The 11,601-nt window shown below is 71.5% G+C and carries 12 protein-coding genes; 8 read left to right on the forward strand and 4 right to left on the reverse strand.

The window, feature by feature from the left end:
- A partial coding sequence (locus LWC35_RS11035) for an ABC transporter substrate-binding protein (protein ID WP_232869967.1) occupies positions 1-990 on the reverse strand: 990 nt, incomplete at its 3' end.
- Positions 991-1,125: 135 nt separating this feature from the next.
- On the opposite strand from LWC35_RS11035, the gene LWC35_RS11040 reads away from it, so the two are divergent.
- Complete coding sequence (locus tag LWC35_RS11040) at positions 1,126-1,608, forward strand: MurR/RpiR family transcriptional regulator (RefSeq protein ID WP_232869968.1); 483 nt, start codon at positions 1,126-1,128, stop codon at positions 1,606-1,608.
- A gap of 10 nt (positions 1,609-1,618) precedes the next feature.
- Here the strand turns inward: LWC35_RS11040 and LWC35_RS11045 are convergent, their stop codons facing one another.
- Complete coding sequence (locus LWC35_RS11045) at positions 1,619-2,557, reverse strand: LysR family transcriptional regulator (RefSeq protein ID WP_232869969.1); 939 nt, start codon at positions 2,555-2,557, stop codon at positions 1,619-1,621.
- A gap of 88 nt (positions 2,558-2,645) precedes the next feature.
- Between LWC35_RS11045 and LWC35_RS11050 the strand changes: the two genes are divergently transcribed.
- The 6 genes from LWC35_RS11050 to LWC35_RS11075 all read left to right on the forward strand — a co-directional run bounded on the left by LWC35_RS11050 (position 2,646) and on the right by LWC35_RS11075 (position 9,808).
- On the forward strand, positions 2,646-3,374 hold the full coding sequence (locus LWC35_RS11050; RefSeq protein ID WP_232869970.1) for a succinate dehydrogenase cytochrome b subunit: 729 nt from the start codon (positions 2,646-2,648) through the stop codon (positions 3,372-3,374).
- Between the two features lies 1 nt (position 3,375).
- Entirely contained in the window at positions 3,376-5,319 is a 1,944-nt protein-coding gene (locus tag LWC35_RS11055; protein WP_232869971.1) for a fumarate reductase/succinate dehydrogenase flavoprotein subunit, read from the forward strand.
- Positions 5,316-6,074: a succinate dehydrogenase/fumarate reductase iron-sulfur subunit gene (locus tag LWC35_RS11060; RefSeq protein ID WP_232869972.1), complete on the forward strand. Its 759-nt coding sequence runs from the start codon at positions 5,316-5,318 to the stop codon at positions 6,072-6,074. The genes LWC35_RS11055 and LWC35_RS11060 overlap by 4 nt, the downstream gene beginning before the upstream one ends.
- Positions 6,075-6,297: 223 nt before the next feature.
- Complete coding sequence (gene sdhC / locus LWC35_RS11065) at positions 6,298-7,110, forward strand: succinate dehydrogenase subunit SdhC (protein ID WP_232869973.1); 813 nt, start codon at positions 6,298-6,300, stop codon at positions 7,108-7,110.
- 5 nt (positions 7,111-7,115) lie between these two features.
- Positions 7,116-9,065: a fumarate reductase/succinate dehydrogenase flavoprotein subunit gene (locus tag LWC35_RS11070; RefSeq protein ID WP_232869974.1), complete on the forward strand. Its 1,950-nt coding sequence runs from the start codon at positions 7,116-7,118 to the stop codon at positions 9,063-9,065.
- Entirely contained in the window at positions 9,062-9,808 is a 747-nt protein-coding gene (locus tag LWC35_RS11075; RefSeq protein WP_232869975.1) for a succinate dehydrogenase/fumarate reductase iron-sulfur subunit, read from the forward strand. Before LWC35_RS11070 ends, LWC35_RS11075 begins: the two co-directional genes overlap by 4 nt.
- Before the next feature lie 31 nt (positions 9,809-9,839).
- Here LWC35_RS11075 and LWC35_RS11080 read toward each other — a convergent pair whose 3' ends face one another.
- Together LWC35_RS11080 and LWC35_RS11085 are read right to left on the reverse strand one after the other, a co-directional pair.
- Positions 9,840-10,688 (reverse strand): chitosanase, encoded by an 849-nt coding sequence (locus tag LWC35_RS11080; RefSeq protein WP_232869976.1) that lies wholly within the window; start codon positions 10,686-10,688, stop codon positions 9,840-9,842.
- Positions 10,689-10,705: 17 nt separating this feature from the next.
- Complete coding sequence (locus LWC35_RS11085; protein WP_232869977.1) at positions 10,706-11,068, reverse strand: hypothetical protein; 363 nt, start codon at positions 11,066-11,068, stop codon at positions 10,706-10,708.
- A 122-nt stretch (positions 11,069-11,190) separates the two neighbouring features.
- Between LWC35_RS11085 and LWC35_RS11090 the strand changes: the two genes are divergently transcribed.
- Positions 11,191-11,550 carry a hypothetical protein gene (locus LWC35_RS11090; RefSeq protein ID WP_232869978.1) on the forward strand — a complete coding sequence of 120 codons (360 nt, stop codon included), beginning with the start codon at positions 11,191-11,193 and terminating at the stop codon, positions 11,548-11,550.
- Positions 11,551-11,601 lie beyond the last annotated feature (51 nt).

Below are 11,601 nucleotides of genomic sequence, written 5' to 3' on the forward strand. Positions count from 1 at the left end.
GGCCAGGTCGTCGAGCACGAGGCTCGCCCCGGTCGGGCCGAGCCCGAGGAACCAGACGCTGTCGTCGACCTGCTGGGCGTGGCCGGCCTGCACCGCGGGGATGCGGGACCACAGGTCGCCGTTGACCACGGCGTTCTCGCCGGTCGTCTCCGGGTCGCCGTAGCTGGAGTAGAAGATCCGGTCGCCCGCCGCCTGGTCGATCCGCTCCTCCGAGATCTCCGTGGCGAGCTCGTCGATGTCCTGCACCGGGGGCCGCGGGAGGCCGACGTCGTGCAGGATCACGCCGATGAACGACAGGTTCCCGTAGAGCCGGAGCCGGCCGGGCATGAACCGGACCAGCGAGATCGTCGGCGGGTCGCCGGCCAGCGCGGCGCGCACCTCGTCGGCGCGGCCCTGGTAGGCGTTGAGCAGGTCGACCGCCTTCTGCTCCTCGCCGAGGGCCGCCGCAGCCAGGCGCAGGTTCTCCTTCCACGGGAAGCCGGGCCGGATGCTCAGCACGGTGGGCGCGATGGCCGCGAGCCGGTCGTAGAGCTGGTCGACGCGCAGCTGGCTGCCGAGGATCAGGTCCGGCTTCAGCGCCGCGACCGCCTCCAGGTTCAGCGGGTCGAGCGTGCCGAGCCGGGCGGCGTCGCGCACCCTCGGCTCGAGGTACGACGGGACCTTGCCGTCGGGGCCGGCCAGGCCGACCGGCGTCACGCCGAGGGCGAGGACGTCGTCGAGCTCCCCGGTGTCCAGGACGACCACCCGGGCCGGCCGGGCCTCGATCCGGGTGGTCCCGCGGGCGTGCGTGACGGTGCGGGGGAACACGCCGGGGCCGACGTCGGCGCCCAGGGCCGCGGTGGCGGCGTCGGCGGTGGAGAACCGGGCGCCGCCGGTGGCGACGTCGACGTTGCCGGAGCTCGTCGGCGACGGCGCGGGCGCGGCGCACGCCGCGACGAGCCCGAACAGGAGCAGGAGCAGCAGCGCGCGGCGCAGGGCGTAGCAGGACATGGGACCTCTCCGTGGTGCGGGGGAGGTGGTGGGTGGTGGGCTGGGCCCGTGCGCGTCGGTCCCGGCCGTCGTCAGTTCGTGAACACTACAGTGAGCCTTGCCTATGCTGAAGTGAGCACGACAGAAGGCGGTGCGATGCCGGACTCGCTCGAGGCCCGGGTGCGGGCGGTGCGACTGACCGAGGCGGAGCAGCGCGTCGTCGACTACGTGCTTGCCCATCCGCGCCAGGCGATCCTGGCGACCGCCGGACAGATCGCGGCGGGCGCCGGCACCAGCGACGCGACGGTCGTGCGGACCGCCCGGGCGCTCGGCTTCGCGGGCCTACCGGAGCTGCGGCAGAGCCTCACCGACCGGGTCGTCGGCGCGACCGGGCCGGCGGCGCAGGTCCGGCGGGTGGCGGCGGACTCCTCGGCGGGGCTGCTCGAACGCGTCTTCGCCGAGGCCGCGGACCGCCTGGCGCGCACGGCCGCGGCGGTGGACGGGGCGGCGTTCGACGCGGCGGTGGCGCTGCTCGCCGGGGGGCCGGCAAGGCCGCCGCCGGCCGGGCAGCCGACGAGGCCACCGCTGGCCGGGCGGCCGACAACGCCGCCGCCGGCCGGGCCGCCGATCGAGCCGTAGACCCGGCTGCTCACTCCTCCGGCCGGTGCAGCACCTGGACGTCGGCGGACAGCCCGCCCGTCGCGGCGACCGAGCCGATGTAGGTCAGCAGGGTGTCGATGAAGGCCTGGGCGGCGTGGGTCGGGGCGATGTCGGTGCGCCGGGCGAGGGCGACCGTGCGGTACAGCGGCGGCGTGAGCACCGTCCGGCGCAGCCGCGGGCGGCCCGCGAACACCAGGTCCGGCACCACGGCGACGCCGGTACCGGCCTCGACGAGCCGGAGAACGGCGTCCATCTCGCCCCCTTCGACGGCGAACTTGGGGGTGACGCCGGCGGCACGGTAGGCGTCGAGCGTGACCTCGCGCAGGTCGTAGCCCTGCCGCACCATGACCAACGAGCGCCGGGACAGCTCGGCGACCGTCATCGACCCGCGGGACGAGGGCGGCCGACCGGAGCGGGGCGAGGCGACGGACAGCCGTTCGCGCAGGAGGGGCAGGGTGTGCAGCGCCGGATCGACACCGGAGGGCGGCACGATCACGAGGGCCACGTCCAGCGCGCCCCGCGCCAGGTCGCGCACCAGCGACTGCGAGCCGTTCTCGGCCAGCTCGAGGTGGATCTCCGGGTGCCGCTCGTGGAAGAGCCGCAGCACGTCGGCGAGCAGGCCGATGCACATCGAGGGCGTGGCGCCGACCCGCACGCGGCCCGTCCGCAACCCGACGAGCTCGGCGACCGAGGTGCGCGCCAGGTCCATGTCGGCGAGCATCCGACGGGCCAGCGGGAGCACCGCCTCGCCCGCGGGGGTCAGCGTGACGAGCTTCCCGCGGTTGACCAGCGGCGCCCCCAGATCGTCCTCCAGCGCCCTGAGCTGGCGGGAGAGTGTGGGCTGGGCTACACCGACGACATCGGCCGCCCGAGTGAAGCTGCGCACGTCGGCGACCGCCACGAAGTACGCAAGCTGCTGAAGTGTCACGTGTATAGCGTACGTGCATAGATCATGCCGATCTCATGCATTGGACGGCCCCCCTCCTGAGTAGTGCACTGGCCGCGTGGCGACACAGGTGTCTGACAGGGGCTCGGCGAAGGCCCCGGCAAGTTCCGCGGCGGCGCCCGCGCGGCCCAAGAGGCCGCGCATCCCCGCCGTCCTCCTCAAGTTCGTGATCGCGGTCAGCTCGGTCCTGCTGGTGCTGTACCTCGTCGTGCACATGCTCGGCAACCTGCAGATCTTCTTCGGGCCCGAGAACATCGACGGCTACGCGGTCTGGATCCGGACGATCCTCGAGCCGTTGCTGGGCAACGAGGGCTTCGTCTGGGTGATCCGGGTCGTCCTCACGGCGGCGGTCGTCGGGCACATCTGGGCCGCGACCGTGCTGGCGCTGCGGGCGAAGAGGGCGCGCCCCGTGAAGTACGCCGCCGGCAACAAGGTGAAGGGCAACTACACGACCCGCACCATGCGCTGGGGCGGCGTGATCGTGCTGCTGTTCATCATCTACCACATCCTCGACCTCACGACCGGGACGCTGAACCCCAACGGCGAGCACCTCGCGGTGTGGGACAACGTCCACGCGGACTTCGCCCCCGGCCGCTGGTACGTGACCATCTGGTACGTGATCGCGCTGCTGGCGATCTTCTTCCACCTGCGCCACGGGTTGTGGAGCGCCGTCCAGACCTTCGGTTGGAACAGCAACAAGCGCGAGCCGATCCTGAAGGCGATCGCCACGGGCTTCTCGGGCCTGCTGATCCTGGGCTTCCTGATCGTCCCGATCTCCGTCACCTTCGGATGGATCTGATATGAGCTACTCCGACTACAGCGTCGGCGCGCCGGTCGTCGACAAGGCCGCCCCCGACGGCCCGATCGAGACGCGGTGGGAGCGCCGCAAGTTCGGCGTCAAGCTGGTCAACCCGGCCAACAAGCGCAAGGTCAAGATCATCGTGGTGGGCACCGGCCTGGCCGGCGGCGCCGCGGCGGCGACCCTGGGCGAGGCCGGCTACCAGGTCACCTCGTTCTGCTACCAGGACAGCCCGCGGCGGGCGCACTCGATCGCCGCGCAGGGCGGCATCAACGCGGCGAAGAACTACCGCAACGACGGGGACAGCGTCTACCGGCTCTTCTACGACACCGTGAAGGGCGGCGACTTCCGTGCCCGGGAGTCGAACGTCCACCGGCTCGCCGAGATCAGCCGCCAGATCATCGACCAGTGCGTGGCGCAGGGCGTGCCGTTCGCCCGCGAGTACGGCGGCCTGCTCGACACCCGCTCGTTCGGCGGCGTGCAGGTCTCCCGCACCTTCTACGCCCGTGGCCAGACGGGCCAGCAGCTGCTGCTGGGCGCCTACCAGGCGCTCGAGCGCCAGGTCAACGCCGGCACCGTCACCATGTACCCGCGCCACGAGATGCTCGAGCTCGTCGTGGTCGAGGGCCGGGCGCGCGGCGTGGTCGTCCGGGACATGGTCACCGGCGAGATCGAGACGCACCTCGCCGACGCGGTGGTGCTCGCGACCGGCGGCTACGGCAACGTCTTCTACCTGTCGACGAACGCCAAGGGCTGCAACGTCACCGCCGCGTGGCGGGCGCACCGCAAGGGCGCGCTGTTCGCCAACCCGTGCTTCACCCAGATCCACCCGACGTGCATCCCGGTCTCCGGCGACCACCAGTCGAAGCTGACCCTGATGTCGGAGTCGCTGCGCAACGACGGCCGGGTGTGGGTGCCGAAGCAGATCGGCGACACCCGCGACCCGCGCGAGATCCCGCACGAGGAGCGCGACTACTTCCTCGAGCGCAAGTACCCGAGCTTCGGCAACCTGGTCCCGCGCGACATCGCGTCCCGCGCGGCCAAGGAGGTCTGCGACGAGAAGCGCGGGGTCGGCCCGTCGGGCCTGGGGGTCTACCTGGACTTCGACGACGCCATCCAGCGGCTCGGCCGCAAGGCCGTCGAGGCCAAGTACGGCAACCTCTTCGAGATGTACGAGCGGATCACCGGGGAGAACCCCTACGAGGTCCCGATGCGCATCTTCCCCGCCGTGCACTACACGATGGGCGGGCTGTGGGTCGACTACGACCTGCAGAGCACCATCCCGGGCCTGTACGTGGCCGGCGAGGCGAACTTCTCCGACCACGGCGCCAACCGGCTCGGCGCGTCCGCGCTGATGCAGGGCCTGTCCGACGGCTACTTCGTCCTCCCGGTCACGATCGGCGACTACCTGGCGTCGAACAAGCTGCCGGAGGTCACGCCCGACGCCCCCGAGGTCGTCGAGGCGGAGAAGGCGGTCCGGGACCGGATCGAGACGCTGCTGTCGATCAACGGCACCCGCACCGTCGACTCGTTCCACCGCGAGCTGGGCCACATCATGTGGGACTACTGCGGCATGGAGCGCACCGAGGACGGCCTGCGCAAGGCGCTGGAGCTGATCCCGGAGCTGCGGCGCGAGTTCTGGAACAACGTGAAGATCCCCGGTACCGGGGCGGAGCTCAACCAGAGCCTGGAGAAGGCCGGCCGCGTGGCCGACTTCCTCGAGCTCGGCGAGCTGATGTGCCTCGACGCCCTGCACCGCAGGGAGTCCTGCGGCGGTCACTTCCGCGGCGAGAGCCAGACCGAGGACGGCGAGGCCCAGCGTGACGACGAGAACTTCTCGTACGCCGCCGCCTGGGAGTACACGGGGCGCGGCTCGGCCCCGGTGCTGCACAAGGAAGAGCTCCTGTTCGAGTACGTCCACCCGACCCAGCGGAGCTACAAGTGAAGGTCAACCTGCGTGTCTGGCGGCAGCGCGACGCCGTCGACAAGGGCCGCATGGTCTCCTACGTCGTCGAGGACGCGAGCGAGGACATGTCGTTCCTCGAGCTGCTCGACGTGCTGAACGAGAAGCTGATCCTCTCGGGCGACGAGCCCGTCGCGTTCGACCACGACTGCCGCGAGGGCATCTGCGGCTCGTGCAGCATGGTCGTCGACGGGCACCCGCACGGGCCGGAGAAGGCCACCACGGTCTGCCAGCTGCACATGCGGAAGTTCAGCGACGGCGCCACCATCACCGTCGAGCCCTTCCGCGCCGGCGCGTTCCCGGTGATCAAGGACCTGGTCGTCGACCGGGGCGCCTTCGACAAGATCATCCAGGCCGGCGGCTACATCTCCGCCAACACCGGCTCGGCCCCGGAGGCGCACTCCACCCCGGTGCCGAAGTCCAACGCCGACCGCTCGTTCGCCGCGGCGAACTGCATCGGCTGCGGCGCCTGCGTGGCGGCCTGCCCGAACGGCTCGGCCTCGCTGTTCCTCGGCGCCAAGCTGACCCACCTCGGCGAGATGCCGCAGGGCCAGCCGGAGCGCTGGGAGCGCGTGGTCAACATGGTCGAGACGCACGACGACGCCGGCTTCGGCGGCTGCACCAACACCGGTGCCTGCGCCACGGCCTGCCCGAAGGAGATCCCGCTCGACGTGATCTCCCAGCTGAACCACGACTACCTCAAGGCGACGGTCGGCGGGCGGCGCAAGAAGGCCTGACACCCGCCCCGGAGCGGTTGGACAACTCCACACGCCGAGCCCGATTCCCCTGGTGGGGGTCGGGCTCGTCGTGCTGCGTGACGAACCCGACACGGACTGTGACGTCCGTCTCGGCTACCCATTTGTTCCCGACCTGACACCCCTCTGCTGTGACCTACGTCGTACGCTCCGCGTGATCCGCACTACAGGCAATGACGCCGGAGAAGACGGGGACTACGACGACGTGTCATCCACCACTGACATCGCCGATCAGCGGGCCGCTGGCCGGGCCCGGATCGCGGCACGGACGCTCCGCACGGACCGCTGGTGGCTCCCACCGTTGCTCAACCTGGTGGGGCTCGGCGCGTGGGTCATCTACGCGACCGTCCGGGCCTTCATGCAGGCGTGGTACTTCGTGCCGGAGTACAACTACCTGACGCCGTTCTACTCACCGTGCGTGTCGTACGGGTGCGTGGAGCAGGCGGCGCACTTCGGCCGCTTCGTGCCGGACGTGCCGTGGCTGCCGTTCGCGCTGGTCTCGCTGCCGTTCCTGCTGCTGTTCCGGCTGACCTGCTACTACTACCGCAAGGCCTACTACCGGGCCTTCTGGGGCAGCCCGCCGGCCTGCGCCGTGGCCGAGCCGCACGGCAAGTACACCGGCGAGACCCGCTTCCCGCTGATCCTGCAGAACCTGCACCGCTACTTCTTCTACATCGCGGCGATCATCTCGATCATCAACACCTACGACGCGATCCGGGCGTTCGTCAAGGCCGACGGCAGCTTCGGGCTGGGCCTGGGCAACATCATCCTGGTCGCGAACGTGGTGCTGCTCTGGGCCTACACGGTGTCGTGCCACTCGTGCCGCAGCATCGTCGGCGGCCGGCTCAACCATTTCTCCCGGCACCCGTTGCGCTACAAGGCCTGGACCTTCGTCACCAGGCTCAACGGCAAGCACATGCAGCTGGCGTGGACCACGCTGGCCAGCCTCGCGATCACGGACGCCTACATCATGTGCGTCTCCGCGGGCTGGATTCCCGACCTGCGGATCGTGGGGTGAACCGGATGACCGACCAGACCGACCGGACCGTCGAGCAGCACAGCTACGACGTCGTCGTCATCGGGGCCGGGGGCGCGGGCCTGCGCGCGGCGATCGAGGCGAGACTCCAGGGCAAGCGGGTCGCGATCATCTCGAAGTCGCTGTTCGGCAAGGCGCACACCGTGATGGCCGAGGGCGGGTGCGCGGCCGCGATGGGCAACGCGAACCCGAACGACAACTGGCAGGTCCACTACCGCGACACCATGCGCGGCGGGAAGTTCCTCAACAACTGGCGGATGGCCGAGCTGCACGCCAAGGAGGCGCCGGACCGCGTCTGGGAGCTCGAGACCTACGGCGCGCTGTTCGACCGCACCAAGGACGGCAAGATCAGCCAGCGCAACTTCGGCGGGCACACCTACCCGCGGCTGGCGCACGTCGGCGACCGGACCGGCCTGGAGCTGATCCGCACGCTGCAGCAGAAGATCGTGTCCCTGCAGCAGGACGACCACAAGGTCACCGGCGACTACCAGGCGAACCTGCGGGTCTTCCACGAGTGCACGATCACCGAGCTGTTCACCACGAGCTCGGGTCCGGGTGCCCCCGAGGAGGACCGTCGGATCGCGGGCTGCTTCGGCTACTTCCGCAACGACGGCCGCTTCGTGCGGTTCGACGCGCCGGCGATCGTGATGGCGACGGGCGGGGTCGGCAAGAGCTACCAGGTCACGTCGAACTCCTGGGAGTACACCGGCGACGGGCACGCCCTGGCCCTGCGCGCCGGCGCGACGCTGATCAACATGGAGTTCCTGCAGTTCCACCCGACGGGCATGGTCTGGCCGCCGTCGGTCAAGGGCATCCTCGTCACCGAGTCGGTCCGCGGCGACGGCGGCGTGCTCCGGAACTCCGAGGGCAAGCGGTTCATGTTCGACTACATCCCGGACGTGTTCAAGGAGCAGTACGCCACCTCCGAGGAGGAGGGCGACCGCTGGTACACCGATCCGGACAACAACCGCCGCCCGCCGGAGCTGCTCCCGCGCGACGAGGTCGCCCGGGCGATCAACTCCGAGGTGAAGGCCGGGCGGGGGAGCCCGCACGGCGGGGTGTTCCTGGACATCGCCTCGCGGCTCAAGCCCGAGGAGATCCTCAAGCGGCTGCCGTCGATGCACCACCAGTTCAAGGAGCTGGCCGACGTCGACATCACCAAGGAGCCGATGGAGGTCGGCCCGACCTGCCACTACGTGATGGGCGGGATCGAGGTCGACCCGGACAGCGGGATGAGCTCGGTGCCGGGCCTGTTCGCGGCCGGGGAGTGCTCGGGCGGCATGCACGGGTCGAACCGGCTGGGCGGCAACTCGCTGTCCGACCTGCTCGTCTTCGGGCGACGGTGCGGGCTGGGCGCGGCGGAGTACGTCGACACCCTGGGCGCGCCGCCGCAGGTCGCGTCCGGCGACGTCGAGGCGGCGATCGAGCGGGCCCTGCTGCCCTTCTCCAGCGCCACCGACGGCGGGGAGAACCCGTTCGTCGTGCAGCTGGAGCTGCAGAAGACCATGCACGAGCTCGTCGGGATCATCCGCAAGGCCGACGAGATGGAGATGGCGCTCAAGAAGCTCGAGGACATCGCGGCCCGCACCCGCACCGTCAGCGTGGAGGGCCACCGGGAGTTCAACCCGGGCTGGCACCTCGCCCTGGACCTGCGGAACATGCTGCTGGTCTCGCTGTGCGTGGGGAAGGCGGCGCTCGAGCGGCAGGAGAGCCGCGGCGGGCACACCCGGGACGACTTCCCGGTGATGGACTCCGACTGGCGGCACGTCCTGCTGGTCTGCCGGGGGCTCGGCGAGGACGACGTGGAGCTGACCCGCAAGGAGCAGGTACCCATGCGGCCGGAGCTGTTCGACCTCTTCGAGCTCGACGAACTGAAGAAGTACTACACCGGCGAGGAGCTCGGCGGCCACCGGGCCGGCCAGGGGGAGACCGCATGAGCCACTGGCACCACTTCAGGGTCTGGCGGGGCGACGCCGACGGCGGCGAGCTCGTCGACTACCCGGTGGAGGTCAACGAGGGCGAGGTCGTCCTCGACATCATCCACCGGCTGCAGCAGACCGAGGCGGGCGATCTCGCCGTGCGGTGGAACTGCAAGGCGGGCAAGTGCGGCTCGTGTTCGGCGGAGATCAACGGCCGGCCGCGGCTGATGTGCATGACGCGCATGTCGACCTTCGCCGACGACGAGGTCGTCACCGTGACGCCGCTGCGCACGTTCCCGGTGATCCGGGACCTGGTCACGGACGTCGAGTACAACTACGTCAAGGCCCGCGAGGTGCCCGCCTTCGCCCCGCCGGCCGGCGTGGCGCCCGGCGAGTACCGGATGCAGCAGGTCGACGTGGAGCGGAGCCAGGAGTTCCGCAAGTGCATCGAGTGCTACCTGTGCCAGAACACCTGCCACGCGGTGCGCGACCACGAGGAGAACAAGGCGGCCTTCTCCGGGCCGCGCTACCTCATGCGGATCGCCGAGCTGGACATGCACCCGCTCGACGCCGCCGACCGCCGCGACCTCGCGCAGGAGGAGCACGGCCTCGGCTACTGCAACATCACCAAGTGCTGCACCGAGGTCTGCCCCGAGCACATCAAGATCACCGACAACGCGATCATCCCGCTGAAGGAGCGGGTGGTGGACCGCAAGTACGACCCGGTGGTCTGGCTGGGCAACAAGCTGTTCCGCCGCTGACCGTCCCGTGGGCCGGCGGCTCCCCGCCGGCTCACGGCCGGGCGCCGCGCGGGTCCGGGTCGGTCGCCATGGTGAAGGCGTCGCCGTAGACCGACCACGAGAACGGGGTGGTCAAGCCGAGGTTCCCGGAGTCGAGGAGCCGGCCGAACATCGCGACCCGCCCGTCCGGTGGGTTGTCGCCCCACTCGGTCAGCACGGCGGAACGGCGGCCGAGGAAGGCGGCCAACCACACCGCCTCCGCGCCGCCGTCGACGGGCCGGGCGCCGGGTGTGCGGGACCGGATGTCGGTGAACGAGCCGTCGCCGGATCCGGCCTCGCCCGGTCCGTGATTGACGAGCGTGTCGTAGTAGAGCGCCCGGCCGAGCGGGCCGAGCCCGTCGGCGACCGCGGCCTCGAGGGCCGGGCGCCAGTAGACCTCGTCGCGGAGGTCCCGCTGGCACCGGCGGAACACCGGGTCGGTGCGCGCCGCCTGCACCCATGCGGTCAGGAAGGCCGGCCCGAGATGCCGGTCGGCGGCGACCGACGCGCCGGCGCCGTCGCGGCCGTAGGCGGCCTGGTCGACGGTCTCCCCGAACTCCGCGCACGCGCGCAGCCCGGGCAGGTACGGCGCCAGCGGGTTGCCGGTGGGCCGCGCGCCGGCGTAGCGCTCGACGAGCTCGAGCATGTCCGATGTCGCGGTGGTGAAGCCGACGAGGCCGCCGGTGTAGCCGCGACCGTCCCGGATGTCCTCGACGTACTCGTACTGGTCCCACCAGGCGACCGTCGAGTTCTCCGCGGTGGACGTCAGCCGGAAGGCCTTCTCGCGGACGACCGCGTCCCCGGCGGCCGGCTGCCCGGCGGCCGGGTCGCCGCCGCGCCCGAAGAGCCGTGACCAGCGCACGACCGCGTCCCGCCGCCCTACAGGCCCACCGAGCGGCGGATCTCCTCGAGCCTGTCCTTGGCCTTCTGCTCCCGCTCGGCGAACCGTTCGTCGGCCGTGCGGACGGCCTCGCTGTCGCCGGTGAGCTCCTGCCAGCCCGCGGCGGTCGCGGCGCGGCCCTCGATCTTGTCCCGGACGTAGTCGAGCGTGGGCACGCCCTGGTCGGTGTAGCCCGTGGCGGGCGGGGTGCCGGGTGCGGGCGGGGCGACGGGCACCGGCGCGGACCCGGTCTCCTCGGTCTCGACGATCTCCGCGTCGATCGGCTCGTCGGCCGCCTGCGGGGCGGCGGATCCGGCGGGTCCGGCGGGTTGGGCGGGGCGTGGGTCGTCGGGCCGGGTCATGTCGGTGCCTCCTGTCCGCGTCGTCCGTCCGCGGTGGAGCCCACGCTACGCGGCCCGCCGGCCCGTCGGATCCGGGTCGACCCCGATCCCGGGCCGGGGGCGGGGGAGGACATCCTTCGGGGGTGACGCGTGCGGTGCGGGAACTGGTGGTGGTCTACGACGTCGCCTGCCCGCACTGCTCCCGCATCGCCCGCGAGCTGCCGGACTGCGTGACCGTGAGGGTCAGGGTGCGGCCCTGCAGCGAGCCGCGGCTGGCGGAGATCTACCCCAACCTGCCCGCGGCGGTCGCGGGCTGTCGCACCCCGGCCGTCGGGGTGCTGCGCACCGACGGGCAGGTGCGCTGGTGGACCGGCATGTCCGGGGCCGTCGGGATCCTGCCCGTCCTGCGACCGGGCGAGCTGCGCCGCGCCGTGGGGCTGCTGCGCACGGCGCTGCGGACGCGGCGCCGTGCCCGGGAGCCCGACGGGCCCGGCGAACCGTGACGGAACGGCACCCCCACGACGGGACACCACCGCGGCCCAGGGGCGCCGCGA

This window comes from Pseudonocardia kujensis, from assembly GCF_021283305.1.
In the GTDB taxonomy this organism is placed as follows: Bacteria; Actinomycetota; Actinomycetes; order Mycobacteriales; family Pseudonocardiaceae; genus Pseudonocardia; species Pseudonocardia kujensis.

Excerpts from the sequence above, each read along its gene's own strand:
- LWC35_RS11040 (WP_232869968.1), top strand. The coding sequence starts at position 1,126 with ATGCCGGACTCGCTCGAGGCCCGGGTGCGGGCGGTGCGACTGACCGAG.
- LWC35_RS11055 (WP_232869971.1), top strand. The coding sequence starts at position 3,376 with ATGAGCTACTCCGACTACAGCGTCGGCGCGCCGGTCGTCGACAAGGCC.
- LWC35_RS11070 (WP_232869974.1), top strand. The coding sequence starts at position 7,116 with ATGACCGACCAGACCGACCGGACCGTCGAGCAGCACAGCTACGACGTC.
- LWC35_RS11075 (WP_232869975.1), top strand. The coding sequence starts at position 9,062 with ATGAGCCACTGGCACCACTTCAGGGTCTGGCGGGGCGACGCCGACGGC.
- LWC35_RS11085 (WP_232869977.1), bottom strand. The coding sequence starts at position 11,068 with ATGACCCGGCCCGACGACCCACGCCCCGCCCAACCCGCCGGACCCGCC.